This window comes from Microbacterium mitrae, assembly GCF_008017445.1.
Classification (GTDB): Bacteria; Actinomycetota; Actinomycetes; order Actinomycetales; family Microbacteriaceae; genus Microbacterium; species Microbacterium mitrae.
Genome location: NZ_VRSW01000002.1, coordinates 325217 through 348908 on the forward strand (window position 1 = coordinate 325217; position 23692 = coordinate 348908).

The following is a 23692-nucleotide window of genomic DNA, read 5'->3' on the forward strand; positions in this document are numbered from 1 at the left end:
TTTGCTAGAGGACACATGAACGACTTCACCAACACCCCTGCACTGGTTCTGTTGCCGGCCGTCGACGTTGCGGGCGGAAAGGCTGTGCGCCTGACCCAGGGCGAGGCCGGCTCCGAGACGAGCTATGGCGACCCGGTGGACGCCGCGGCTCAGTGGCAAGAGCAGGGTGCCGAGTGGTTGCACCTGGTCGACCTCGACGCTGCTTTCGGGCGAGGCGCGAACACCGGCGTTATCCGCCGCGTGATCAAGCAGGTGCGCGGGCTCAACGTCGAACTTTCCGGCGGAATCCGTGACGACGCGTCTCTTGAGGCCGCGCTGGAGACCGGCGTAACCCGCATCAATCTCGGCACGGCGGCGTTGGAAAACCCCGAGTGGGCAGCCAACGTTATCGGCCGCTACGGTGAGGCGATTGCGGTCGGTCTGGACGTTCGCGGAACCACGCTGGCTGCTCGCGGATGGACGCAAGACGCCGGCGATATTTGGGAAGTTCTCGCACGCCTCGAAGATGCGGGATGCTCGCGTTACGTCGTCACCGACGTGACCAAAGACGGCACCCTGCGCGGCCCGAACCTAGAGCTGCTTCGCGAAGTCTGCTCCCGCACCGTCAAGCCCGTCGTGGCATCGGGCGGTATTTCTTCGCTCGACGACATTGCCGAACTGCGTGACCTGGTTCCGCTCGGCGTCGAGGGCGCGATCATCGGCAAGGCGCTGTACTCCGGCGCGTTCACGTTGCCAGAGGCGCTGGATGTCGCCGGAGACTAATTCGGCTGACTCGGCGGGCGTTCCGTGGGAGGGGCGCCGATTCGAGCCCAATCCCGCGGCCGGCGACGATGGTTCCGCAGATCCGGCGCTGTATGCCGCCCTCACCAACTTTCGCAATGGTTCCGGCGACCAGATCGCCATTGTTGAGGCGCTGCGCACGGCGCGGGTGCTGATTCCGCTCATTGCCGAAAAGGGTGAGGAGGGTGTCGCCCCCAGCGGTCTTGCTGTCGACAAGACGCAGGAACTCTCCATCGTGACCGTTGCGGCGCCTGACGGCCGCACGGTGCTCCCCATCTTTACCAGCGTTGATGCGATGCGCACGTGGGATCCGCTGGCGCGGCCGATTCCGGTCGCAGGCGTCCGTGCCGCCCTCTCCGCGGCATCCGACCAAACTGACCTCATCGTCATCGACCCGACGGCAGAAACCGAGTACATCGTGCGGCGCCCGGCAGTCTGGGCGCTGGCGCAGGATGTGCCGTGGGTGCCGAGCGCCGAGTCGCCGGAGGTATTCGCGGCGCTGCAAGAATCGGTCGCAACCGAGCTTGCCGTCATCGACCTCACGATGGCCTCCGGTGACCCGCAAGCGCGGCTACACGGGCCTGAACTCGTCGTCTCGCTGGAACTCGTTGACGGGCTTGACCAGACGCAGCTCGATGCCGTGTTGCAGCGCCTCGCGCAGCGGTGGGCGGCCGATAACCGCGTCGCCGTGCTGGTTGATTCGCTTTCGGTCAAGCTCGTCCGCTCCGCGAGCTAGATCAGCACCCTACGAGGCTGCCCTGAGTGGGCTGTCTCGCAGCAACGTCGCCATCTCCACGGCCGCCTCGGCAGCCTCAGCGCCCTTGTCTTCCGACGAGCCTTCAAGCCCGGCGCGATCGAACGCTTGGGCCTCATCGTCACACGTCAACAGGCCGAACCCGATCGGCACACCGGTGGTAAGGGCGACGTCGTTGATGCCGAGGGTCGCGGCCTGGCACACGTAGTCGAAGTGTGGTGTGCCCCCGCGAATTACAACGCCAAGCGCGATGACGGCATCGCTCCCGGCGGTCGCCGCGTGCTGAGCGGCAAGGGGCAGTTCAAAAGAGCCCGGAACCCGCAGCAGATGCACGTCGGTGACGCCGGCGGTGCGCAGTGCGCGCTGGGCGCCCTCGATCAGACCGTTCATGATGACGGTGTGCCAGCTTGCCGCGACGATCGTGACGCGCAGGCCGTCGCCGCGCGGGGTGAGGGTGGGTGAGCCATGCTTGCTCATACGAGTTCTCCTTGGTGAGCGGGGTGGCTGTTGAGCCACGCGATGAGGTCTTCGATGCTGATGAGTACGAGGTCATATTCGGCGGCGAGGCTCGCGGCGTCATCCCACCGCATTACCGGGCCGTAGTCGTGCACGAGTTCGCCAATGACGCCCACCGGGTGAAGCCCCGCTGCGCGACACAGATCAACGGCCGCTTCGGTGTGGCCGGCGCGTTCACGAACGCCGCCTCCGACGGCGCGGAGCGGGAGAATGTGGCCGGGTCGAATGAGGTCGGCCGCCGTCGCATCGGGCGAAGCGAGCACCCGCAGGGTGCGGGTGCGGTCGGCGGCAGAAATGCCGGTGGTGATGCCATCGGCCGCATCAACGCTGATGGCATACGCGGTGCGACGCGGATCTTGTGACGCCGGAACCATGAGCGGCAGCTCCAAACGATCGGCAACATCGGCGGGCAGCGGCGCGCACAAATAGCCAGACGTGTGCCGCACGGTCCACGCAATCCATGGTTCCGTCGCTGCTTGCGCCGACAGAATCACGTCGACTTCGTTCTCGCGGGTCGCGGCGTCTGCGACCAGCACCGGCCTGCCGCGTCGCAATTCTTCGAGGGCGCGTTCAATGGTCATGCCGCGACCTCCGTCTCGTGCAGGCGAGCGACGTAGCGGGCGATCACGTCAATTTCGAGGTTGACCGGATCGCCGACGGCCAGGCCACCAAGCGTCGTGCGCTCGAGGGTGAGGGGGATCAATGCCACGCCGAAAGAGTCTGCCGTCACCGTCGTGACGGTGAGCGAGGTGCCATTGACGGCGATCGAGCCCTTTTCGGCGATGAAGCGGGCAAGTTCCGGTGCGTGTTCGAACACGAGCTCCTCCCAGCGGCCGCCAGAGGTGCGTGAGCGGAGGCGCCCAACGCCATCGACGTGCCCCTGCACGATGTGGCCGTCGAGCCGCGCGCCGGCGATCATGGCGCGTTCCAGATTGACGGGGGAACCGGCCTTCAGCTCCCCGAGTGCCGTACGGCGCATCGTCTCCGGAACCGCTTCAATCTCAAATTCGTCGCCGATGAGCTCGGCAACGGTGAGACACGCGCCGTTGACGGCGATCGAGTCGCCAAGGCGAGCGTCGCTGGTCACCAGCGGGCCGCGTATGCGAACGCGTACCTCGCCGCCCGCCGCTGGCGTGATTTGAGTGATCTCACCGAGTTCTTCGATGATTCCCGTGAACATTGCTACCTCCGGTCCTGGCGCCGGGGTATGCAGGAACAACGGCGACACCGGGGGTTGCAAAAAATATGCGACGCCACCAATGACGCCACGTCTCCTCCCATCCGGACTTTAACCGTCGGTTCCGGAATTTCACCAGATCAACCACCTCCCGAAGGAGATGGGTCGCGGACTATCACCGCCGGCTCAGACTTTCACTGACCCCGGAGCACGTGTGCTTGCCACCAGGATACGCCTCCTGCGGGGCGGTGGCGTCACGCAACGAAACGAGGCGGGCGTCAGTGCCTTCGCACTCGCGCCCGCCTCGCAGGAGTTTTTCGGGGTTAGTTGACCGGGCCGGTCCACTTCTCGCCCGGGCCCTTGCCGATCGGATCGGGAATGGCCGAGGCCTCACGGAAGGCCAGCTGCACGGAGCGCAGGCCATCACGCAGCGAACGGGCGTGCATATCGCTCACGGCGGGAGCGCCGGCCGTAATGAGTCCTGCGAGCGCGTCGATAAGTTTGCGCGCCTCATCCAGGTCAATCTGTTGGGCGGCGTTGGGGTCATCGGCGAGTCCGAGCTTGACGGCCGCGGCGCTCAGCAGGTGTACTGCTGCCGTTGTGATGACTTCAACGGCCGGAACATCGGCGATATCACGCGCGGCTTCTGCTGCCGCCTGGTCTGCTTTCTCCCACTGCGCGAGGCGCTCAGGGTCGTGTTCGTGGCTACTTTCGGCCGGAATCGTGTTCACGTGCAACTCTCTGCTAAACTTATGCGGGCTCTGGGGCTTACGCTCCAGTACGAAAGTGGATCACATCCCACCCGCGCTTGCCGTTCTAGGCTACCGGGTCTGCGCTCCGCCCCCGAATCTGTCGGGGGTAGTTAGGGTGCAAAGCCGGCGTTAGACGCCGTGCGGGTGGAGTGATAGACCTTCGCCTGCGACACGAACCCTCGTATCGCAGTGGCCATGAACCACGCATCCAGAGGAGTTCCGCATCAGCGATCCCCGCACCAACGAGCGCATTCGCGTTCCGGAGGTCCGACTCGTCGGCCCCGGTGGCGAGCAGATTGGCGTTGTCGCCATTCAGGTCGCTCTTCGCCTCGCACAGGAAGCAGACCTTGACCTTGTTGAGGTTGCTCCCAACTCGAAGCCTCCCGTTGTCAAGATCATGGATTACGGGAAGTTCAAGTACGAAGCTGCTCAGAAGGCTAAGGAAGCTCGCCGCAACCAGGCGAACACCGTCCTCAAGGAGGTGCGGTTCCGCCTGAAGATCGATGCACACGACTACGAAACCAAGCGCAAGCGCGCTGAGGGCTTCCTCAAGGCGGGCGACAAGGTCAAGGCAATGATCTTGTTCCGTGGCCGTGAGCAGTCGCGTCCCGATCAGGGTGTTCGTCTGTTGAAGAAATTCGCAGAAGACGTCGCCGAGTTCGGAACCGTCGAGTCAAACCCGACGATTGACGGCCGCAACATGGTGATGGTGATCGGGCCGCACAAGAACAAGTCGGAGGCGAAGGCCGAGCAGAATGCTGTTCGCGCCGCGTCGAAGCAGGCCGCACGTGACGCTCGCACTGAGAAGTCGCAGGTCGACGGCGCTGCCGCTCCCTCGGATTCCGCCGAATAGGCACATAAGCCTCGCCTCCGGGCGAACCAGACGCCCACAGGGCGAAACACTAAGGAAGAGAAGATGCCGAAGCAGAAGACCCACTCGGGCAGCAAGAAGCGCTTCAAGGTCACCGGTACCGGCAAGATCATGAAGCAGCAGGCAGGTATGCGCCACAACCTCGAGGTGAAGGCAAGCCGTCGTAAGCGTCGTCTGAACGCTGACCAGGTTGTATCTGGCAACGACTTCAAGGTCATCAAGAAGCTCCTCGGCCGCTAATCGCGCCCGTTTGAAGATTAGGAAAAACCAGAAATGGCACGTGTAAAGCGGGCGGTAAACGCCCACAAGAAGCGCCGCGTTATTCTCGAGCGCGCATCCGGTTACCGCGGACAGCGTTCGCGTCTGTACCGCAAGGCCAAGGAGCAGGTCACCCACTCCCTCGTCTACGCATACCGCGACCGTCGCAAGAACAAGGGCAACTTCCGTCGCCTGTGGATCCAGCGCATCAACGCTGCAACGCGCGCGAACGGCATGACCTACAACCGTTTCATCCAGGGCCTTGGCCTTGCCGGTGTTCAGGTTGACCGCCGCATGCTCGCTGAGCTTGCTGTGAACGACGCCGCAACCTTCGCCTCGCTCGTTGCAACCGCTAAGGCAGCTCTGCCCAGCGATGTCAACGCACCGAAGTCGGCTGCATAAGCTCTTCACTCTCTAAGGGCGCTCTCTGATTCAGAGGGCGCCCTTGGTGTTCTGCAACCGAGATGACCCTCTCGCCTGCACCGTGGTTCCGTCACCCGCCTGCACCGTGGTTCCGACACCCGCCTGCGCCGCCGAGAATTCACGCGCCGCTCGCTCGAAGGGTGCCATGGCCGCCCTAGACTGGTGATGTGCTCGAGAACCCCCGGTCCCCGCGCGTGCGCGCCGTCGCAAAGCTGACCAAGCGCAGTGCGCGCAACGACTCCGGCCTGTTTCTGCTGGAGGGGCCCCAGGCCGTGCGTGAGGCCCTGCAGTACCGGGCGCGGAGCATCGTTGACCTGTACGCGACGCCAGCCGCGTGGGACCGTCACACCGATCTGCGCGACAACGCAGACGCTCATCGCATCGCGGTGACGCTGGCGAGCGAGGCCGTCTTGGACGCGATGGCAGACACGGTCACGCCGCAGGGTGTGATTGCGGTGGCCAAGCAGTCTCCGGCGACGCTGGATGAGGTGTTCGCGGCGAAGCCCGTGCTGCTTGCGGTCTGCGAGCAGGTGCGCGACCCCGGAAACCTCGGAACCATTATTCGAGCGGCGGATGCGGCGGGGGCAGACGGGGTGATTTTGACCGGCAAGACGGTGGATCCGTACAACCCCAAAGTGGTGCGCTCGACGACCGGCTCGCTGTTTCACGTTCCGATCGTTGTCGGCGCCGACGTTGCCGACGTGATGGCGCGCTGCCGTGCTGCGGGCCTCACCACCATTGCTGCCGACGTGAAGGGCGACGACCTGCTCGCGGCGCGCTCCGCCGGCGTGCTGGCACAACCGACCGCGTGGCTGTTTGGCAACGAGGCGCGGGGGCTCGAAGACGAGGCGCTCGCGCTGGCCGATCGGGCGTTGAAGCTGCCGATTTACGGCCGAGCCGAATCGCTGAACCTCGCAACCGCCGCCAGCGTGTGCCTGTACGAATCCGCGTTCGCGCAGCGTTCCGCGTCCTAGCGGATTGCAGACGGCGCTGACTGAATAGGTCAGCCATCTGTTGGTTAACGAATGTTACGAGTGCGTAACCGTCGCGCGCACAGGTGGCTGAAAGCACCCTGAGGCTCCTAGTGTCGGAGCATGACAGAGAGCGGACAGCCCCTTGTCGTGGTCAAAGACGTCCAAAAGCACTATGGCGACTTCCACGCACTAAAAGATGTGAACCTCACCGTGAACAAGGGAGAGGTCGTTGTCGTTATCGGCCCGTCGGGGTCTGGTAAGTCGACACTTTGCCGCACCATCAACCGACTCGAGACGATCACGAGCGGTTCGATCTCGATCGATGGCCAGGAGCTTCCGGCCGAGGGCAAGGCGCTCGCGCACTTGCGCGCCGAGGTGGGGATGGTGTTCCAGTCGTTCAACCTCTTCGCGCACAAGACGATCTTGCAGAACGTGACGCTTGGCCCGATCCAGGTACTTGGCAAGAAGAAGTCCGAGGCTGAGGCCGAGGCTATGAAGCTGCTCGAACGTGTTGGTGTTGCGCACCAGGCGCAGAAGATGCCCGCTCAACTCTCCGGCGGTCAGCAGCAGCGTGTTGCTATTGCGCGTGCACTGGCGATGCACCCCAAGGTCATGCTCTTCGATGAGCCGACCTCGGCTCTCGACCCAGAAATGATCAACGAGGTGCTCGATGTCATGGTTGAGCTTGCCGCAGAAGGCATGACCATGATCGTCGTCACCCACGAGATGGGCTTCGCGCGCAAGGCAGCCAACCGCGTGGTGTTCATGGCTGATGGCCAGATCGTTGAAGAGGCAACGCCAGAAGAGTTCTTCAACAACCCGAAGAGCGCTCGCGCCAAAGACTTCCTTTCTAAGCTCCTCACGCACTGACGTGGGCTCCACATACCCCTACCAAGGAGGAAAAATGCGTAAGTCACGCACCCTGACCGGCATCGGTATCGCAGCCGTTGCCCTTCTCGCACTCACGGCCTGCCAGAGCGGCTCGCCCGCCGACTCCGGCGACAGCACGGACTCCGGCAGCTCAGACTCCGGCAGCAGCAGCTCGGCGAACCCGTGGACGGTTGCGACCGACGTCACCCTCGAAGGTTCACCGACGTTTGACAAGATGATGGCCGACGGCAAGGTTGTTATCGGCGTCAAGGAAGACCAGCCGGGCCTCGGATACTTCGATGCCACGACGAATGAGCGTTCTGGTTTCGACGTTGACATCGCGCGCTGGATCGCCGCTTCGCTCGGTTTCGACGAGGCTGACATCGAGTTCAAGGCGATCCCCTCGGCAAACCGCGAGCAGGAGATCGTCAACGGCAACATCGACTACTACGTCGGTACCTACTCGATCAACGACAAGCGCAAAGAGCAGATCGACTTCGCTGGCCCCTACTTCATCACGGGTCAGGGCCTGCTCGTCGCTGCCGACAGCGACATCAAGAGCGAGAAGGACTTGAACGCCGACACGATCGTCTGCTCGGCAACGGGTTCCACGCCGATTCAGAACATCAAGGCGAACTTCCCCGAGGTTGAGACGAAGGAGTATGACCTGTATTCCCTTTGCGTGCAGGACCTTATCGATGGCAAGGTGCAGGCCGTAACGACCGACCAGGCCATCCTTATCGGCTACGCCGCCAAGGACCCGGATCTCATCAAGGTCGTCGGCGAACCGTTCTCGGTCGAGAAGTACGGCATTGGTCTTGCCAAGGGTGACGACGCCCTGCGCGAGCACATCAACACCCTGCTGACCGACGGTGGCGACACCTGGCAGGCAATCTTCGACAAGAACCTGGGTGAATCCGGTATCACTGTCGAGCAGCCCGAAGTCGACAACTACTAATCACTCACCGAAGGGACGGAACCACAGGTTCCGTCCCTTCGTCAACTTTCGGAGAGGAGGGCCATGGACGTCATCTTTGGCAACCTCGATCTTTGGGGCGAGGCGCTCGGGAACACGCTCATCTTGTTCTTCGGTGGCGGCGCGCTTGCGCTGGTGCTTGGGTTCATCGTCGCGGCGATGCGTGTGTCACCGGTTCCGATCGCCCGCGCCGTTGCAATCGTCTACGTCAACTGGATCCGTAACACGCCGCTGACACTGGTTTTCTTCTTCTTCGTGTTTGCCTACCCGCAGCTGGATTTGGTTCCGCTCGACTACATCCCCACGGCGATCGTGGCGCTGGGCGTCTACACCGCGACGTATGTTGCCGAGGCCATTCGCGCCGGCATCAACACCGTGCAGCCCGGCCAAGCCGAAGCCGCGCGCGCGATTGGGCTCCCGTATGGGAAGGTCATGACTCTGATCGTCTTGCCGCAGGCAGTGCGAGCAGTGGTGCCCCCCATGATCAGTGTGTTTATCGCGCTTCTGAAGAACACGACGGTTGCCGCAGGCTTCTCCGTCGCGGAGATGGCGGCCGCTCGGGCCTCGATTTCTGACTCTGGCGATCGTCCCGGAACCCTGATGGAGATTCTGCTCCTGACCGCTGCCGTGTTTGTGGCATTGGTCATGCTGCTGAGCTGGCTCCAGCGTGCGCTCGAGAAGAAGTGGAGGATCGCCCGATGACTTCCGTGCTGTACGACGTTCCCGGCCCTAAGGCCCGACGACGCAATGCGTTGATCGGCGCCGCGACAGTTGTCGCGCTCGTTGGTTTTGTCGGCTTCGTGATCTGGCGCTTTATTGACACGGGGCAGTTCACCGCCGCCAAGTGGAATGTTTTCACGTTCTCGACGGTGTGGACCAACATGGTCATTCCTGCCGTGATGGCAACGCTGAGCGCATTTGCTGTCGCCGCTGTCGGATCCTTGATCTTCGGCGTTATTCTCGTGGTCGGACGGTTGAGCGATCGCGCCTGGATTCGCGTTCCGGTCACGTGGGTGACGGAGATCCTGCGAGCGATCCCAGTGCTTGTTCTGATGATGCTGCTGTTCTTTGGCTTCCCGAGCATCGGCATCGACCTCGGTACCTTCTGGTCGGTGGTCGTCGCACTGGTGGCATACAACGGATCCGTGCTTGCCGAGGTGTTCCGCGCGGGCATTGAAGCATTGCCCCGCGGACAAGCGGAGGCCGGATATGCCATCGGCTTGCGTAAGTCCGGCGTGCTGGCGCTCATTCAATTCCCGCAGGCTATTCGCGCAATGCTTCCGGTCATCATCGCTCAACTCGTGGTGACGCTGAAAGACACATCGCTTGGTTCGATCATCGGCTACGACGAGTTGCTTGATCTTGCGAAGACGCTGATGTCGCAAAGCGGGCGACCCATCATCCCCGCAACCATCATCGTGTCGGCGATCTACATCAGCATGTGTCTGTTGTTGTCGTGGCTGGCTCACGTTGTGCAGAAGCGCGTTTCGGCGTCGCCGAAGGCCGTACGCGTGGAAGCTGACGAGACCGCTGTTATGCACGAAGGCACCGTGACCGAGGTCATCGCCGCACAATCGTCGGGCAAGAAGCCGAAGAGGTAGTTTCCCGCGCCACAAGGATGGTGCTCGTCGGTGAGAATTCCCGGCGGGCACCATCGGTGTTTGTGCGAACCTTCACTCACACGTCCATCCCGCGTTACGCACGATCAAAATCCTGTTGTGCACGACCAAATTCCTGTTCTGCACGATCAAATGGCGTCTGGGCCGCGCCACGCCGGGAATTTTGGGGTTTTGCTGGCGCTCATCGTGCATAACAGGGTTCTCATCGTGCACAACAGGGGAGCACCACCCATGGAGCGGAACCATGGGTGCGGAACCATGGGAGCGGAACCCGGGAGCGGAACCATGAGTGCGGAACCAGGGGGCACCGCCAGGGGAGCGGAACCCAGGAGCGCCACCCGGGGAGAGACACCCAGAACCCCCGAACCCCGAACCCCGAACCCCGAACCCCGAAACCCCAAAACCCCAAAACCCCAAAACCCCGGAACCCCCGACCTACGGTCGCGGGAAACACCGCGCGACACGGCCGGTAGACTCGGTAACTGTGTCTGATTCACTCACCATCACTCCGGAAGCGGTCGCCGCAGCCGTGCAGGATGCCCTCGCCGCGTTCACCGCTGCCGAGGACACTGCCGCGCTGAAGGCGGCTCGAGCCGCGCACGCTGCGGAAGCCTCGCCCCTGGCGAAGCTCAACGCCTCGTTGCGCTCTGTTGCCCCCGAAAACAAGGCCGAATTCGGCAAGCTTGTGGGGCAGGCCCGAGGTGAGGTGAACCGGGCCTTTACCGAGCGCGAGGAACAACTCGCGCAGGCAGAAACGGCCGCTCGCCTCGAGGCTGAGCGCATCGACATCACCGCAGTCGCATCGCGCACCCGCGTTGGTGCTCGCCACCCGCTCACCCTGCTGCAAGAGCAGATCAGCGACATCTTTGTCGGCATGGGGTGGGAAATTGCCGAAGGCCCCGAGCTTGAGCACGAGTGGTTCAACTTTGATTCGTTGAACTTCGACGTCGATCACCCGGCACGCCAGATGCAAGACACGTTCTTCGTCGACCCGGTTGAGCGTCACCTGGTGATGCGTACCCACACGTCGCCGGTGCAGATGCGCACCATGCTGGAGCGCGACGTGCCCATCTATGCGCTGTGCCCTGGCCGCGTTTACCGCACCGACGAGTTCGACGCCACGCACCTGCCGGTGTTCAGCCAGTTCGAAGGCATCGTCGTTGACAAGGGCATCACGATGGCTCACCTCAAGGGCACGCTTGACCACGCCGCCAAGGTGCTGTTCGGGCCGGAAGCCAAGACGAGGTTCCGCACCAACTACTTCCCGTTCACGGAACCATCGGCTGAGTTGGATCTGTGGCACCCCACGTTCAAGGGTGGGGCGCGTTGGATCGAGTGGGGCGGTTGCGGCATGATCAACCCCAACGTTCTGCGTGCGGCGGGGCTTGACCCCGAGGTGTACTCAGGATTCGCGTTCGGTATGGGCATTGAGCGCACGCTCATGTTCCGTAGCGACGTTCAAGACATGCGCGACATGGCCGAAGGCGATGTTCGCTTCAGTGAGCAGTTCGGAATGGTGGTCTGATGCGCGTCCCGCTTTCGTGGCTTCGCGAGTACGTTGAAATTCCGGCGGAGGCAACGCCCGACGACATTCTGGCGTCGCTCGTTTCTGTCGGCTTTGAAGAAGAAGATGTTCACCGATTTGAGCTGACCGGCCCGATCGTCGTTGGTCAGGTGCTCGACTTTGTCGAAGAGCCGCAGTCCAACGGCAAGACGATCCGCTGGTGCCAGGTGCAGGTTGCCCCCGAGGGGGAGACCGCGGCTGACGGTGGCGACGCCGTGCACGGCATTGTCTGTGGCGCCTCGAACTTCTTCAAGGGCGACAAGGTTGTTGTTACCCTTCCGGGTGCCGTGCTGCCCGGCCCGTTCCCGATTGCGGCGCGCAAGACCTACGGTCACGTCTCTGACGGCATGATGGCGTCTGCGAAGGAGCTTGGTCTGGGCACCGAGCACGCCGGCATCATTCGCCTTGCCGAACTGGGCGTTGACGCACCGGTGGGTAGCGACGCGCTCGCGCTCCTCGGGCTCGACGACGTTGCCGTTGAAATCAACGTCACCCCCGACCGCGGTTACGCCATGAGCCTGCGCGGTGTGGCACGTGAGTACGCACTGGCCACGGGAGCGGCCTTCCACGACCCGGCAGACGTTGACTTCGCCGCGCTCGAACAGGGCACTGGCTTTCCGCTCGCGGTGCAAGACGACAACCCGATCCGTGGCAAGGCTGCGGTCAACGAGTTCGTGTTGCGCATCGTGCGCGACGTCGACCCGTCCCGCCCGACACCGCCGTGGATGGTTGCACGCCTCACCCTTGCCGGCATTCGCCCGCTCGGAATCCTCATCGACATCACCAACTACGTGATGCTCGAACTCGGCAACCCCATGCACGGCTACGACCTTGACACGCTCACCGGCGGCATCACGGTGCGCCGTGCGCGCGAGGGTGAGACCTTCGAGACGCTCGACGGCCAAAAGCGCAAGCTCCACACCGAAGACCTCCTCATCACCGACGACAACGGCCCGATTGGTCTTGCCGGTGTGATGGGTGGATTGCACTCCGAAATGACCGGAACCACGAAGAACGTGCTGATTGAAGCCGCGAACTTCGACACGATTTCGATTGCCCGCGCCGCGCGCCGCCACAAGCTGCCCTCCGAAGCCTCCAAGCGCTTCGAACGTGGCGTCGACCCGCTTATCGGTTTCGTCGCGGCACGCCGCGTGGCTGACCTCATGGTCGAGCTTGCCGGTGGCACCCACGACCCGGTCGGTGGTGCGCTGTTCACCGAGGTGTTCACCGAGGCCATCGCGCTGCCGCACGGCTTTGTTTCTGGGCTCATTGGCGTTGATTACTCGACGGCTGAGGTTGTTGACGCGCTCACGCGTATCGGTTGCGATGTCACCGACGAGGCCGACGCCTACGAGGTTGTGCCGCCGACGTGGCGCCCCGACCTCACCGACAAGTGGACCCTCGCAGAAGAGGTGGCTCGCGTTCACGGTCTGGATCGCATTCCTTCCGTGCTCCCCACTCCGCCCTCTGGTCGGGGTTTCACCGCCGCGCAGCAGGCTCGACGCCGCGTCTCGAACGCGCTCGCGGCCGCCGGTTTTGTCGAGACCCCCTCCTTCCCGTTCACAACCGCTGAGGCTAACAACCTGCACGGCTCGGCGACGGGGGAGGAGGTTCCCAGCATCAAGCTCGCGAACCCGCTCGACGGACAGTCGCCGTACCTGCGCCGCTCGTTGGTTCCGGGGCTGTTGGCCGTCGCTCACCGCAACGCCTCGCGCGGCCTCACGGACCTGTCGCTGTTTGAGACGGGCACGGTGTTTCTCCCGCAGCCAGGTGTCGAGTACGGAACCGCGGATGTTCCAGCTCTCGGGCAGCACCCGAGCGAAGAAACGCTGAACGAACTGTTTGCCGCGATTCCGCCGCAGCCGCGGCATGTCGCCGTGCTGCTTGCCGGCAACATCACGCCCAAGCAGCCCGAACACGCGGCCGAGGCGGCCGGACTCAGCGAAGCTCTCGACGCGGTTCGTGTTATCGCCGCGGCCGCAGGTGTGCGCATCGACGTGGTGCAGGGTGAGCGTGCCGCGCTACACCCGGGGCGCACCGGAGTGCTCAGCGTCGGCGGAACCACGGTGGGCTATGTCGGCGAGGTTTTGCCGGCCGTTGCCGAAGCGGCTGACCTCCACGGTCGCATCACCGTTGCCGAGCTTGACCTCGACGCGGTGATCGGCGCTGTTGGTCCGCTGCAGGTCGCCGAAACGCTGAGCGGCTTCCCGGCCGCGACGCAAGACGTTTCGCTGATCGTCGCCGCAGATGTTCCGGCCGCCGAGGTAGCTTCGGCGCTGGTTGCCGGAGCGGGCGAGCTGCTCGAATCGACGCGCCTCGTTGATGACTACCGGGGCCAGGGTGTTGACGCCGGGTCGAAGAGCCTGACGTTCGCCCTGCGTTTCCGCGCCAGCGACCGCACGCTCACGGCGGCGGAGGCGACAGAAGCCAAGCTTGCGGGCGTCGCCGTTGCTGCCGAGAAGTTCGGCGCGCAGATCCGCGACTGACGAGATCAACGCGATCAAACGACGGTGGGCGAGAGTGATGACTCTCGCCCACCGTCGTTATGTGACGGGCGCGATTTGCCGCCCATTGTGAAACAGGAGTAACCTCGCACCATGCCTTGCGCTCAGCCGTCGACCACGCTCGTTGTGAGCGTCTCTGTCGTGCGCCGACGCCGCGGCGGCCGCCGAATCTAGGCGACCCGCGTTCGGTCCTGCGCATGCAGTGGAATGCCGGTGTCGCCGCCTTGGGCCCCCATTCCGCTGAATTAAGGTAGAGACATGACGTATTCGGTCGCCGTATCCGGCGCCTCCGGTTATGCGGGCGGCGAGATTCTGCGCCTGCTGGCAAACCATCCCGACGTCGAGATTCGCACGGTTACTGCACACTCGAACGCCGGCCAGCCCCTTGTGCAACACCAGCCGCACCTGCGCTCGCTGTCGCACCTCACGCTGCAAGACACCACCCCGGAGATTCTCGCGGGGCACGATGTGGTGTTCTTGGCGCTGCCGCACGGCCAGTCTGGTCAGTACACCGACGCGCTCGGAGACGTGCCGCTCGTGATCGACGCGGGCGCCGACCATCGCCTCACCGACCCGGCGGCATGGGAGGCGTTCTACGGCGGCCACTTCAACGACCCGTGGGCATACGGGGTTCCCGAGCTGCTCATCGGCGGCGGTCGCAAGCAGCGGGACAACCTCGTTGGCGCCCGACGCATTGCGGCACCGGGCTGCAACGCCTCGACGGTGAGCCTGAGCCTCGCGCCCGGAATCGCCGCGGGCGTCATTGAGCCCGAAGACATCGTCACGGTGTTGGCCGTCGGGCCGTCCGGTGCAGGTAAGAGCCTGAAGACCAACCTTCTCGCCAGCGAGATTCTTGGTTCCGCTAATCCCTATGCCGTCGGCGGAACGCATCGGCACATTCCCGAGATTCAGCAGGCGCTGAAAAATGCGGGGGCCCCAACCGTGACGCTGTCGTTCACGCCGGTGCTGGTTCCGATGTCGCGCGGTATTCTTGCCACCTCCACCGCGAAGATCGCGCCGGGCGTCACCGATGCGCAAATTCGTGACGCATGGCAGCGCGCCTACGGCAATGAAACCTTCGTGCAGTTGCTGCCAGAAGGGCAGTTTCCGCGCACCGCAGACGTGGTTGGCGCGAATACCGCGCTCATCGGGCTGGTGATTGATCGCGCGGCGGGCCGCGTTGTGATTGTGACGGCCGTCGACAACCTTGCCAAGGGCACCGCCGGTGCCGCGATTCAGTCAATGAACATTGCGCTGAGGCTCAACGAGAGCACCGGCCTCACCGTGAACGGAGTAGCACCGTGAGCGTCACGGCAGCACAGGGATTCGAGGCCGCCGGTGTTGCGGTCGGGCTGAAATCGACCGGCAACCGCGATGTTGCTGTGGTGGTGAACCGTGGCCCGCTGAAGGTTGGCGCGGCCGTTTTCACCTCGAACCGCGCCCAGGCCAACCCCATCATGTGGTCAAAACAAATCGTGCAGGATGGCGTGGTTGAAGCCGTCGTACTCAACTCGGGTGGCGCAAATTGCTTCACCGGCGCGTTCGGTTTTCAGACGACGCATCAAACCGCCGAGAAGGCCGCTGAGCTGTTGGGCGTGAGCGCCGGCGACATTGTGGTGTGTTCGACCGGTTTGATCGGCGTCGGTGGCGAAGACTTTCGCGCCAAGGTGTTGACGGGTGTCGAGCAGGGCGTCGCCGCTCTTTCCGCCGACGGTGGCGAAGACGCATCTCTCGCGATCATGACGACCGACTCGAAGCCAAAGCGCGCCGTGGTGCAGCGCGATGGCTGGACCGTCGGCGGCATGGCCAAGGGCGCCGGAATGCTGGCCCCGGGCCTTGCGACCATGCTCGTTGTCATCACGACCGACGCGGTGCTCACGGCAGAGCAGGCCGATGAGGCGCTGCGCGCGGCCACCACCGTAACGTTTGACCGCCTCGACTCCGATGGCTGCATGTCAACCAACGACCAGGTCACGCTGCTGGCATCGGGCGCATCTGGCATCACGCCAGACCCGACCGATTTCGCTGCCGCGCTACGCGAAGTCAGCGACAACCTCGCCGCCCAGCTCCAGGGAGACGCCGAGGGTGCAAGCCACGACATCACGATCGACGTGCAACACGCAGAAACCGAAGCGGATGCCGTTGAGGTTGGTCGCTCGGTTGCACGCAACAACCTGTTTAAGGCTGCGATCTTCGGCAATGACCCTAACTGGGGTCGCGTGTTGGCGGCAATTGGAACCACGCAGGCTGCGTTTGATCCGTATGACGTTGACGTCTACATGAACGGCGTCCGCGTGTGCACGGCCGGCGGCCCGGATCGGCCGCGAGAAGAGGTCGATCTCACCCCGCGCGCAACGAGCCTGGTGATTGATCTCAAGGTCGGCGCCGCCGAAGCGCGTATTCGCACCAACGACCTCACACACGATTACGTTCACGAGAACAGCGCCTACGCCTCATGACTGACAAAGAACTCCAAGACACCGATCCGATCGCAGCATCGGAGCGGGCGGCGATGCTCATTGAGTCGTTGCCGTGGCTGAAGCGCTTTCAGGGCGCGATTATCGTCGTGAAGTATGGCGGCAATGCCATGGTTTCCGAAGAGCTGCAAGACGCCTTCGCCGCCGATATGGCCTACCTTCGATACGTCGGCATTCAGCCGGTTGTCGTTCACGGTGGCGGCCCGCAAATTTCAAACATGCTGGATCGCCTGGCCATTCCGAGCGAATTCAAGGGCGGCTACCGGGTGACCTCAACCGAGGCGATCTCGGTCGTGCGCATGGTGCTCACCGGGCAAATTAACCCGCAGCTCGTCGCCAAGATCAACGCGCACGGGCCGATCGCCACCGGGCTCTCGGGCGAAGACGCCGGGCTGTTTGGTGGGCGCCGCCGCGGTGTGGTTGTCGACGGCGTCGAGGCCGACCTGGGCCGCGTCGGCGACGTCGTGCAGGTTGACGCGACCCCGGTGCTTGATCATCTCGCAGCCGGCCGTATTCCCGTGGTCTCCTCGATCGCACCCGACCTTGACCACCCCGGTCAGTCACTCAACGTCAACGCCGACGCGGCTGCTGCCGCCCTCGCGGTGGCACTCGGCGCACAAAAACTGGTCGTGCTCACCGATGTTGCGGGTCTCTACGCCGACTGGCCCAACCGCGACTCACTGGTGTCGCACCTGACGGCCACCGAGCTCCGTGACATCATGCCGGGCCTGCAGTCGGGCATGATCCCCAAGATGCAGGCGTGCCTCGATGCCGTCGACGGCGGCGTTGGTTCCGCTGCCATCATCGACGGGCGCGTGCCGCACTCGGTACTCGTGGAACTCTTTACCAGCAAGGGAATCGGCACAGAGGTGGTAGCAGGATGACGTGGCAAGATGACGCAGCACGCGATCTCACGAGCCTCGGCGGGCGTCTTGCGCTGTTGGAGCGGGGCGACGGTTCGGTGGTGTGGGACGCGGAGGGCAACCGCTACCTCGACTTTCTTGGCGGCATCGCGGTCAACTCCCTCGGCCACTCTCACCCGGTGTTCGTGACGGCGGTGGCAGACCAAGCGGCCGTGCTCTCACACGTGTCGAACTACTTCGCGACTCCGCAACAGCTGCAATTCGCCGCTCGCCTCAAGCGCCTCGCGCACACGGGGGAGTCGGGGCGCGTGTTCTTCGCGAACTCGGGGTCTGAAGCCAATGAGACGGCTATCAAACTCGCCCGCCTGCACGGTGGCAAGTACGGCAAGTCGACCATTCTCAGCCTCAATCACGCGTTTCACGGACGATCCACCGGCTCGCTCGCGCTGACGCCAAAGGCTGCCTATCAAGACCCGTTCCGGCCCCTCCTTCCCGGTGTTGAGCACATCGACAACACGATCGAGGCGCTGGAGGCCGCCTTCACCGACGACGTCGCCGCGATCTTTATCGAGCCGATTCAGGGTGAGGCGGGCGTGGTTGAGCACCCCGAAGGCTTCTTGCGGCGTGCACGTGAGTTGGCGACCGAGCACAATGCGCTCCTCATCGTTGACGAGGTGCAGACCGGCACCGGCCGCACCGGCGCGTGGTTTGCCCATCAGCTGTACGGCGTGGTTCCCGACGCCATGACGCTCGCGAAGGGGATCGCCGGCGGCTTCCCACTGGCCGCAATGGTCACGTGGGGAGACGCAAGCGATCTCTTCTACCCCGGAACGCACAACTCCACGTTTGGCGGCAACCCGCTGGCCACAGCCGTTGGCAACGCGGTGCTTGCCCACATTGAAGACGAAGACCTGCTCGTCAATGTGCGCGCCCGCGGCACCGAATTGCGCGATGCCGTGCAGTCGTTGCCGTTGGTAACCGGAACCACGGGGCAGGGTTTGCTGATTGGCATTCACCTCGCGGCGCCGGTTGCCGCAGAGGTTCGCGCTGCCGCTCACGAGCTCGGTTTGATCATTAACGCGCCGACCGACGATGTGATTCGCATCGCGCCGGCCTTCACCATTGGCGATGCAGAAGTGGCCGAGTTTGTTGACGTGTTTTCTCGCGCGCTCGCTACCGTCATTGCCGCCCATCCTGAACTTGCTATTGAGGAGAACAACTCGTGACCCGCCACTTCTTGCGTGATGACGACATCACGCCCGCCGAGCAGGCAGAAATTCTTGACCTCGCGGTGACGTTGAAGGCGGACCGTTGGGTGCAGAAGCCGCTCGCGGGCCCGCAGACCGTTGCGGTCATCTTTGACAAATCGTCAACCCGCACGCGGGTCTCGTTTGCGGTGGGTATCGCCGACCTCGGCGGCTCGCCCCTGATCATCTCCACCGCCAACAGTCAGCTCGGCGGCAAGGAGACTCCTGCCGACACCGCTCGCGTTCTCGAGCGCCAGGTTGCCGCGATCGTGTGGCGCACCTACGCGCAGGCGGGGCTCGAAGAGATGGCCCAGGGCACGCGCGTTCCGGTGGTTAACGCTCTCTCCGACGACTTTCACCCCTGCCAGCTGCTGGCGGACCTCCTCACCATCAAGGAGCACAAGGGGGAGCTTGCGGGCCTCACGCTGTCATTCTTCGGCGATGGCCGCTCAAACATGGCGCACTCCTACGCGCTGGCCGGCGCCATGGCAGGCATGCACGTACGCATTGCCAGCCCGATTGACTACGCGCCGCGCGAAGACATCGTCGCAGACGCTGACCGTGCCGCTGCCGCAACCGGTGGTTCCGTCACTCTGATGACCGACGTGAATGAGGCCGCCGCAGGCGCCGACATCATCGTTACCGACACCTGGGTTTCGATGGGCAAGGAAGAAGAGAAGCTTGCTCGCCTGCGGGATCTTGGCGCCTACAAGGTGACCCAGGAGGTCATGTCGCAGGCGAAAGACGACGCGATCTTCATCCACTGCCTGCCAGCCGACCGCGGCTACGAAGTTGATGCTGAAGTCATTGACGGGCCGCAGTCCGTGATTTGGGATGAGGCAGAAAACCGCCTGCACGCGCAAAAGGCGCTGCTGGTGTGGCTGCTCAGCAAGCAGGGAGTATCGGCGTGAGCGAAGAGCACGGAACCAACGAGGGCGCGCTCTGGGGTGCTCGCTTTGCGGGCGGACCCTCCGCGGCGCTCGCTGCCCTCAGCAAGTCCACCCACTTTGACTGGGTGCTTGCCGACTACGACATCGCCGGATCACGCGCACACGCGACCGCGCTGAATGCCGCCGGCTACCTCACCGACGACGAGCTCAGCGGTATGAAGTCGGCGCTTGATCAGCTGCAGGCGGACGTGAATTCCGGTGCGTTTGTTGCCGCCGACAGCGACGAAGACGTGCACGGCGCGTTGGAGCGCGGGCTCATTGAGCGTGCCGGCGCCGAACTGGGTGGGCGCCTGCGCGCCGGCCGCAGCCGCAACGATCAGATCGCCACGCTGATCCGCCTCTACCTGCTCGATCACGCCGCGATCATCGCGGGCGACGTCACGGCACTCATCGACGCGTTGGCAGCGCAAGCCGATGCGCACCCCGACGCCATCATGCCGGGGCGCACCCACCTGCAGCACGCGCAGCCGGTGTTGCTTGCCCACCACCTGCTGGCACACACCTGGCCGCTGGTTCGTGACCTGGAGCGCCTTGCCGATTGGCGCGAACGCGCCCGCGTCTCGCCCTACGGTGGGGGAGCGCTCGCGGGCTCGACCCTCGGTCTTGACCCGCAGCTTGTTGCGCGTGAGCTCGGCCTCGCACGCCCGAGTGAAAACTCGATGGACGGCACCGCGGCACGCGATGTGGTGGCAGAGTTCGCCTTCATCGCGACGATGATTTCGATCAACCTGTCGCGGCTGGCAGAAGAGATTATTTTGTGGAACACGCGGGAGTTTGGGTTTGTCACCCTCGACGATGCGTTCTCCACCGGCTCCAGCATCATGCCGCAAAAGAAGAACCCCGACATCGCCGAGCTTGCGCGCGGCAAGGCTGGCCGTGTGTTGGGTAACCTCACGGGGCTGCTTGCAACGCTGAAGGCGCTTCCGCTGGCGTACAACCGCGACCTGCAAGAAGACAAGGAGCCGGTGTTTGACTCGGTGACCACGCTTGAGGTGCTGTTGCCTGCGTTCACCGGCATGGTGGCGACCCTCACCTTCGACACCGAGCGCATGGCTGAGCTTGCACCACAGGGATTCTCGCTCGCGACCGACGTTGCCGAGTGGCTGGTCAACCAGGGCGTTCCGTTCCGCGTCGCCCATGAGGTTTCTGGCTCGCTGGTGCGCGCGTGTGAGATTCGCGGCATTGGCCTGGAAGATGCCGATGATGCACTGCTCGCAGAGGTCTCCGCACACCTCACCCCCGAGGTGCGTTCGGTGCTGTCGATCGAGGGTTCGGTTGCGAGCCGCAACGGAACCGGTGGCACATCTCCCGCGCAGGTCGCCATCCAGCGCAAGACGCTCGCAGAGCGCCTCGAAGCCCTGCGCTCCGTCCGCTGACGGAGCTCATTCACGGCGTGAGCGCATTGTGTTCTCGCTCAAACCCCCGGTTCCCCGGTTCCGTGGGTCCGTGGGTCCGTGGGTCCGTGGGTCCGTGGGTCCGTGGGTCCGTGGGTCCGTGAGTTCGTGGGTCCGTGGGTCCGTGGGTCCGTGAGTTCGTGGGCCGTCAGCTCGTGGGCTCGTGGGGCCGTGGGTCCGTCAGCTCGCGAATTGGCGCCGTGTCGGAGTTGTCGCCGCGCGACGCGAGACACGCCGGGATTTTGTCTCACCAGTCACGCCGGCTCCGACGAGAGATGACGGAACCAGGCGCGCGAGATTCGGGAGCACCCGCGAGAGCACACCAACGGCAGGTCGGGAGTGTTGTGACTGGTGTGGCAATCTTGCGGTGTGTTGGTGAACGCCGCGCAACATTTCCGACATACGACAACTTTTCGCCAGCAATGCGCCGTTCAGGTCGGCAGAATGCCGCACGCAGGTGGGAATGCCGCACGCAGGTGGGATGCCGCATGTCGGCGGAGGGACAACCGTCACAGGTGCGGGGCGGCGTCATGCCGCTGATAGCCTGGAGCGTATGGCAACTCAACCGGTAACCACGGCCGTGGTGGCGAACGACGAGACGTTTGAGAACGTCTGGGACGAAATCGTTTGGCGCGGACTCGTGCATGTGTCCACAGATCAGGATGCGCTTCGTGCGCTGCTTGCCGGACCGCCGATGACGTATTACTGCGGCTTTGACCCGACCGCCCCGAGCCTGCACCTTGGCAACCTCGTTCAGCTGCTGCTGATGCGTCGGCTGCAGCTTGCCGGTCACAAGCCTCTCGGCCTTGTTGGTGGTTCCACCGGTCTTATTGGTGACCCCCGACCCACGGCCGAGCGCACTCTGAACACGCGCGAGACGGTCGAGGAGTGGGTGGCCAAGCTGCGCGGTCAGGTCGAGCGGTTCTTGAGCTTCGAGGGCGATAACGCCGCTCGCTTGGTCAACAACCTGGACTGGACGGCGCCCATGAGCGCCATCGACTTCTTGCGCGAGATTGGCAAGAACTTCCGCGTCGGAACCATGCTGAAAAAGGATGCCGTTTCTGCCCGTCTCAACTCCGACGAGGGCATTAGCTACACCGAGTTCAGCTACCAGGTGCTGCAGGGTATGGACTACCTCGAGCTGCACCGCCTCTACAACTGCGTGTTGCAAACCGGCGGCTCTGACCAGTGGGGCAACCTCACCAGCGGCACCGACCTCATTCGCAAGAGCGAGGGCGTCTCGGTGCACGCCATCGGCACGCCGCTGATCACCAACAGCGACGGAACCAAGTTTGGCAAGAGCGAAGGCAACGCCATTTGGCTTGACGCCGACATGTGCAGCCCGTACCGGATGTACCAGTTCTGGCTCAACACCGACGACGCCGATGTGATCGAACGTCTCAAGGTGTTCACCTTCCTCACCCGCGCAGAAATCGAAGAGTACGCGACGAAGGTCGCCGATGAGCCGTTCCGCCGTGAGGCGCAAAAGCGTCTCGCGCTGGAGGTGACGGCTTACGTTCACGGCGCCGAGACGACGGCGCAGGTGATTGCCGCCTCCGAAGCACTTTTCGGCCAGGGAGATTTGTCATCGCTTGACGCTGACGCGTTGCGGGCATCGCTTGATGAGCTGCCCAACGCGACCGTCGACTCCGGCGCCTATGTCGTGCAGGCACTCATCGACACGGGGCTGGTCAGCAGCCTGAGCGAGGCGCGCCGTGCGATCGCACAGGGCGGCGTGTCGCTGGATGGCGAAAAGGTCGTCGCTGACGACGCCGTGGTGACGTTCTCGCTGCCCGGTGAGGTCAGTGTGCTTCGGCGCGGGAAGAAGGCTCTCGCCGGGCTGTTTCGCGCCTAGCGAGTGATGCCGGGAGCGCTGTGCCCTTCACCGTCAGTCATGCCGTTGTCGCGCTGCCGTTTCTGCGCACACCGCTGATTCCCGGTGCCATCGCCATTGGTGCGATGGCACCGGATCTTCCGCTGTTTGTGCGGCAGGTGGTTCCGTCATACTCGACCACCCACAATCTTGAGGCGATCGCGATCACCCTCGTGCTCGCGTTGCTGCTGTTTGTGCTCTGGCGCCTGGTGTTACGCCCGGCGGCCGCGCATCTGGTGCCCGGAGCTATCGCCGAACGATTGCCGCAAGACTGGCAACAGTCGACCCGGCAGACGCTGCGGGAGTCGTTTGTGCGCCCTCGAACGCACGCAACGGTGGGCGGAACCACGGTGCAGGTTGCCGTGGCGCTGGCGTCGCTGGCGCTCGGAATTGTTTCTCACGTGGTGTGGGATTCGTTCACCCACGAGGGGCGGCAAGACTACGCGTGGCTGGCAGCCGACTGGGGGCCGCTGCCTGCGTTCAAATGGCTCCAGCACGGGTCGAGTCTGATCAGCCTCGTGGTGCTCGCCGTGTGGGGCGTGTGGTGGCTCTCGCGGCGCGAGCGGGTACCTGTCGCTTCGCGCCTCAGACCCGCGGTGCGGATCGTGTGGCTTTCGGCATTGCCGGTGTTCTTGATCGCAGCGACGGTGTGGGGCTTTGTGCAGTATGGCCCGCTCACCGATGAATGGACCCTCGCGCATCTCGCCTACCGGGTATTGCCGCCAGCGTGCGCGGTGTGGGCGCTGCTCACCCTGGTGCTGTGTGTGGTGGCTGTGGTGCGGCGTGCGCCGGCGACGCACGAGCAGCCCGCGACGCGGCCGTAGCCAATTCGCACGGGTATCTGCTAGTT

Annotated in this window: 25 protein-coding genes and 1 riboswitch; of the genes, 20 read left to right on the forward strand and 5 right to left on the reverse strand. The window is 64.0% G+C overall.

Annotation, left to right across the window (positions count from 1 at the left end; translation table 11 throughout):
* The first annotated feature begins 15 nt into the window (after window positions 1–15).
* Complete coding sequence (priA, locus tag FVP60_RS08365) at window positions 16–762, forward strand: bifunctional 1-(5-phosphoribosyl)-5-((5-phosphoribosylamino)methylideneamino)imidazole-4-carboxamide isomerase/phosphoribosylanthranilate isomerase PriA (RefSeq protein ID WP_147825807.1); 747 nt, start codon at window positions 16–18, stop codon at window positions 760–762.
* A complete protein-coding gene (locus FVP60_RS08370; protein WP_147825808.1) occupies window positions 746–1516 on the forward strand; it encodes an SseB family protein in 771 nt (256 codons plus the stop codon). Before priA ends, FVP60_RS08370 begins: the two co-directional genes overlap by 17 nt.
* Before the next feature lie 9 nt (window positions 1517–1525).
* Here the strand turns inward: FVP60_RS08370 and ribH are convergent, their stop codons facing one another.
* From ribH to FVP60_RS08390, 4 genes are all read right to left on the reverse strand, one after another.
* Complete coding sequence (ribH, locus tag FVP60_RS08375) at window positions 1526–2011, reverse strand: 6,7-dimethyl-8-ribityllumazine synthase (protein WP_147825809.1); 486 nt, start codon at window positions 2009–2011, stop codon at window positions 1526–1528.
* Window positions 2008–2631: a 3,4-dihydroxy-2-butanone-4-phosphate synthase gene (gene ribB, locus FVP60_RS08380; RefSeq protein WP_147825810.1), complete on the reverse strand. Its 624-nt coding sequence runs from the start codon at window positions 2629–2631 to the stop codon at window positions 2008–2010. The genes ribH and ribB overlap by 4 nt, the downstream gene beginning before the upstream one ends.
* Entirely contained in the window at window positions 2628–3230 is a 603-nt protein-coding gene (locus FVP60_RS08385; protein WP_147825811.1) for a riboflavin synthase, read from the reverse strand. Before FVP60_RS08385 ends, ribB begins: the two co-directional genes overlap by 4 nt.
* A gap of 85 nt (window positions 3231–3315) precedes the next feature.
* Window positions 3316–3443, reverse strand: a riboswitch (FMN riboswitch).
* Window positions 3444–3550: 107 nt separating this feature from the next.
* The gene (locus FVP60_RS08390) at window positions 3551–3958 is read right to left on the reverse strand and encodes a DUF1844 domain-containing protein (protein WP_147825812.1); all 408 of its coding nucleotides are present in this window, start codon (window positions 3956–3958) and stop codon (window positions 3551–3553) included.
* A gap of 244 nt (window positions 3959–4202) precedes the next feature.
* Here FVP60_RS08390 and infC point away from each other — a divergent pair, with 244 nt between their 5' ends.
* The 3 genes from infC (at window position 4203) to rplT (ending at window position 5510) form a co-directional block, all read left to right on the forward strand.
* The gene (gene infC / locus FVP60_RS08395) at window positions 4203–4832 is read left to right on the forward strand and encodes a translation initiation factor IF-3 (protein ID WP_147825813.1); all 630 of its coding nucleotides are present in this window, start codon (window positions 4203–4205) and stop codon (window positions 4830–4832) included.
* Window positions 4833–4895: 63 nt separating this feature from the next.
* Complete coding sequence (gene rpmI / locus FVP60_RS08400; protein ID WP_147825814.1) at window positions 4896–5090, forward strand: 50S ribosomal protein L35; 195 nt, start codon at window positions 4896–4898, stop codon at window positions 5088–5090.
* 33 nt (window positions 5091–5123) lie between these two features.
* Window positions 5124–5510 carry a 50S ribosomal protein L20 gene (gene rplT, locus FVP60_RS08405; protein ID WP_147825815.1) on the forward strand — a complete coding sequence of 129 codons (387 nt, stop codon included), beginning with the start codon at window positions 5124–5126 and terminating at the stop codon, window positions 5508–5510.
* A gap of 30 nt (window positions 5511–5540) precedes the next feature.
* Here the strand turns inward: rplT and FVP60_RS13025 are convergent, their stop codons facing one another.
* Window positions 5541–5678, reverse strand: a complete 138-nt coding sequence (locus FVP60_RS13025; protein ID WP_187240615.1) for a hypothetical protein — start codon at window positions 5676–5678, stop codon at window positions 5541–5543.
* A gap of 20 nt (window positions 5679–5698) precedes the next feature.
* On the opposite strand from FVP60_RS13025, the gene FVP60_RS08410 reads away from it, so the two are divergent.
* The 15 genes from FVP60_RS08410 to FVP60_RS08480 all read left to right on the forward strand — a co-directional run bounded on the left by FVP60_RS08410 (window position 5699) and on the right by FVP60_RS08480 (window position 23666).
* On the forward strand, window positions 5699–6505 hold the full coding sequence (locus tag FVP60_RS08410) for a TrmH family RNA methyltransferase (RefSeq protein WP_147825816.1): 807 nt from the start codon (window positions 5699–5701) through the stop codon (window positions 6503–6505).
* 120 nt (window positions 6506–6625) lie between these two features.
* Window positions 6626–7375 carry an amino acid ABC transporter ATP-binding protein gene (locus FVP60_RS08415; protein WP_147825817.1) on the forward strand — a complete coding sequence of 250 codons (750 nt, stop codon included), beginning with the start codon at window positions 6626–6628 and terminating at the stop codon, window positions 7373–7375.
* 34 nt (window positions 7376–7409) lie between these two features.
* Window positions 7410–8333 carry a glutamate ABC transporter substrate-binding protein gene (locus tag FVP60_RS08420; RefSeq protein ID WP_147825818.1) on the forward strand — a complete coding sequence of 308 codons (924 nt, stop codon included), beginning with the start codon at window positions 7410–7412 and terminating at the stop codon, window positions 8331–8333.
* 63 nt (window positions 8334–8396) lie between these two features.
* Window positions 8397–9053 (forward strand): amino acid ABC transporter permease, encoded by a 657-nt coding sequence (locus FVP60_RS08425; protein ID WP_147825819.1) that lies wholly within the window; start codon window positions 8397–8399, stop codon window positions 9051–9053.
* Window positions 9050–9952, forward strand: a complete 903-nt coding sequence (locus FVP60_RS08430) for an amino acid ABC transporter permease (RefSeq protein WP_147825820.1) — start codon at window positions 9050–9052, stop codon at window positions 9950–9952. Before FVP60_RS08425 ends, FVP60_RS08430 begins: the two co-directional genes overlap by 4 nt.
* Window positions 9953–10454: 502 nt before the next feature.
* A complete protein-coding gene (gene pheS, locus FVP60_RS08435; protein ID WP_147825821.1) occupies window positions 10455–11495 on the forward strand; it encodes a phenylalanine--tRNA ligase subunit alpha in 1041 nt (346 codons plus the stop codon).
* Complete coding sequence (gene pheT, locus FVP60_RS08440) at window positions 11495–14020, forward strand: phenylalanine--tRNA ligase subunit beta (RefSeq protein ID WP_147825822.1); 2526 nt, start codon at window positions 11495–11497, stop codon at window positions 14018–14020. Before pheS ends, pheT begins: the two co-directional genes overlap by 1 nt.
* Before the next feature lie 276 nt (window positions 14021–14296).
* Complete coding sequence (gene argC, locus FVP60_RS08445) at window positions 14297–15343, forward strand: N-acetyl-gamma-glutamyl-phosphate reductase (protein ID WP_147825823.1); 1047 nt, start codon at window positions 14297–14299, stop codon at window positions 15341–15343.
* Window positions 15340–16497, forward strand: coding sequence for a bifunctional glutamate N-acetyltransferase/amino-acid acetyltransferase ArgJ (gene argJ, locus FVP60_RS08450; protein ID WP_147825824.1), 1158 nt, complete (start codon window positions 15340–15342; stop codon window positions 16495–16497). Before argC ends, argJ begins: the two co-directional genes overlap by 4 nt.
* A complete protein-coding gene (argB, locus tag FVP60_RS08455) occupies window positions 16494–17399 on the forward strand; it encodes an acetylglutamate kinase (RefSeq protein WP_147825825.1) in 906 nt (301 codons plus the stop codon). The genes argJ and argB overlap by 4 nt, the downstream gene beginning before the upstream one ends.
* Window positions 17396–18604: an acetylornithine transaminase gene (locus tag FVP60_RS08460; RefSeq protein ID WP_147825826.1), complete on the forward strand. Its 1209-nt coding sequence runs from the start codon at window positions 17396–17398 to the stop codon at window positions 18602–18604. Before argB ends, FVP60_RS08460 begins: the two co-directional genes overlap by 4 nt.
* Window positions 18601–19536, forward strand: coding sequence for an ornithine carbamoyltransferase (gene argF / locus FVP60_RS08465; RefSeq protein ID WP_147825827.1), 936 nt, complete (start codon window positions 18601–18603; stop codon window positions 19534–19536). Before FVP60_RS08460 ends, argF begins: the two co-directional genes overlap by 4 nt.
* Window positions 19503–20951, forward strand: a complete 1449-nt coding sequence (gene argH / locus FVP60_RS08470; protein WP_246132529.1) for an argininosuccinate lyase — start codon at window positions 19503–19505, stop codon at window positions 20949–20951. The genes argF and argH overlap by 34 nt, the downstream gene beginning before the upstream one ends.
* Before the next feature lie 571 nt (window positions 20952–21522).
* Complete coding sequence (gene tyrS, locus FVP60_RS08475) at window positions 21523–22824, forward strand: tyrosine--tRNA ligase (RefSeq protein ID WP_147825828.1); 1302 nt, start codon at window positions 21523–21525, stop codon at window positions 22822–22824.
* 20 nt (window positions 22825–22844) lie between these two features.
* Window positions 22845–23666, forward strand: a complete 822-nt coding sequence (locus tag FVP60_RS08480) for a DUF4184 family protein (protein WP_147825829.1) — start codon at window positions 22845–22847, stop codon at window positions 23664–23666.
* The last annotated feature ends 26 nt before the right edge of the window (window positions 23667–23692 follow it).

Bases quoted from the DNA above. Each gene is read 5' to 3' on its own strand.
- priA (WP_147825807.1), top strand. From the start codon at position 16: ATGAACGACTTCACCAACACCCCTGCACTGGTTCTGTTGCCGGCCGTC.
- FVP60_RS08370 (WP_147825808.1), top strand. From the start codon at position 746: ATGTCGCCGGAGACTAATTCGGCTGACTCGGCGGGCGTTCCGTGGGAG.
- ribH (WP_147825809.1), bottom strand. From the start codon at position 2,011: ATGAGCAAGCATGGCTCACCCACCCTCACCCCGCGCGGCGACGGCCTG.
- ribB (WP_147825810.1), bottom strand. From the start codon at position 2,631: ATGACCATTGAACGCGCCCTCGAAGAATTGCGACGCGGCAGGCCGGTG.
- FVP60_RS08385 (WP_147825811.1), bottom strand. From the start codon at position 3,230: ATGTTCACGGGAATCATCGAAGAACTCGGTGAGATCACTCAAATCACG.
- rpmI (WP_147825814.1), top strand. From the start codon at position 4,896: ATGCCGAAGCAGAAGACCCACTCGGGCAGCAAGAAGCGCTTCAAGGTC.
- rplT (WP_147825815.1), top strand. From the start codon at position 5,124: ATGGCACGTGTAAAGCGGGCGGTAAACGCCCACAAGAAGCGCCGCGTT.
- FVP60_RS13025 (WP_187240615.1), bottom strand. From the start codon at position 5,678: ATGGCACCCTTCGAGCGAGCGGCGCGTGAATTCTCGGCGGCGCAGGCG.
- FVP60_RS08415 (WP_147825817.1), top strand. From the start codon at position 6,626: ATGACAGAGAGCGGACAGCCCCTTGTCGTGGTCAAAGACGTCCAAAAG.
- FVP60_RS08420 (WP_147825818.1), top strand. From the start codon at position 7,410: ATGCGTAAGTCACGCACCCTGACCGGCATCGGTATCGCAGCCGTTGCC.
- FVP60_RS08425 (WP_147825819.1), top strand. From the start codon at position 8,397: ATGGACGTCATCTTTGGCAACCTCGATCTTTGGGGCGAGGCGCTCGGG.
- FVP60_RS08430 (WP_147825820.1), top strand. From the start codon at position 9,050: ATGACTTCCGTGCTGTACGACGTTCCCGGCCCTAAGGCCCGACGACGC.
- pheT (WP_147825822.1), top strand. From the start codon at position 11,495: ATGCGCGTCCCGCTTTCGTGGCTTCGCGAGTACGTTGAAATTCCGGCG.
- argC (WP_147825823.1), top strand. From the start codon at position 14,297: ATGACGTATTCGGTCGCCGTATCCGGCGCCTCCGGTTATGCGGGCGGC.
- argB (WP_147825825.1), top strand. From the start codon at position 16,494: ATGACTGACAAAGAACTCCAAGACACCGATCCGATCGCAGCATCGGAG.
- FVP60_RS08460 (WP_147825826.1), top strand. From the start codon at position 17,396: ATGACGTGGCAAGATGACGCAGCACGCGATCTCACGAGCCTCGGCGGG.
- tyrS (WP_147825828.1), top strand. From the start codon at position 21,523: ATGGCAACTCAACCGGTAACCACGGCCGTGGTGGCGAACGACGAGACG.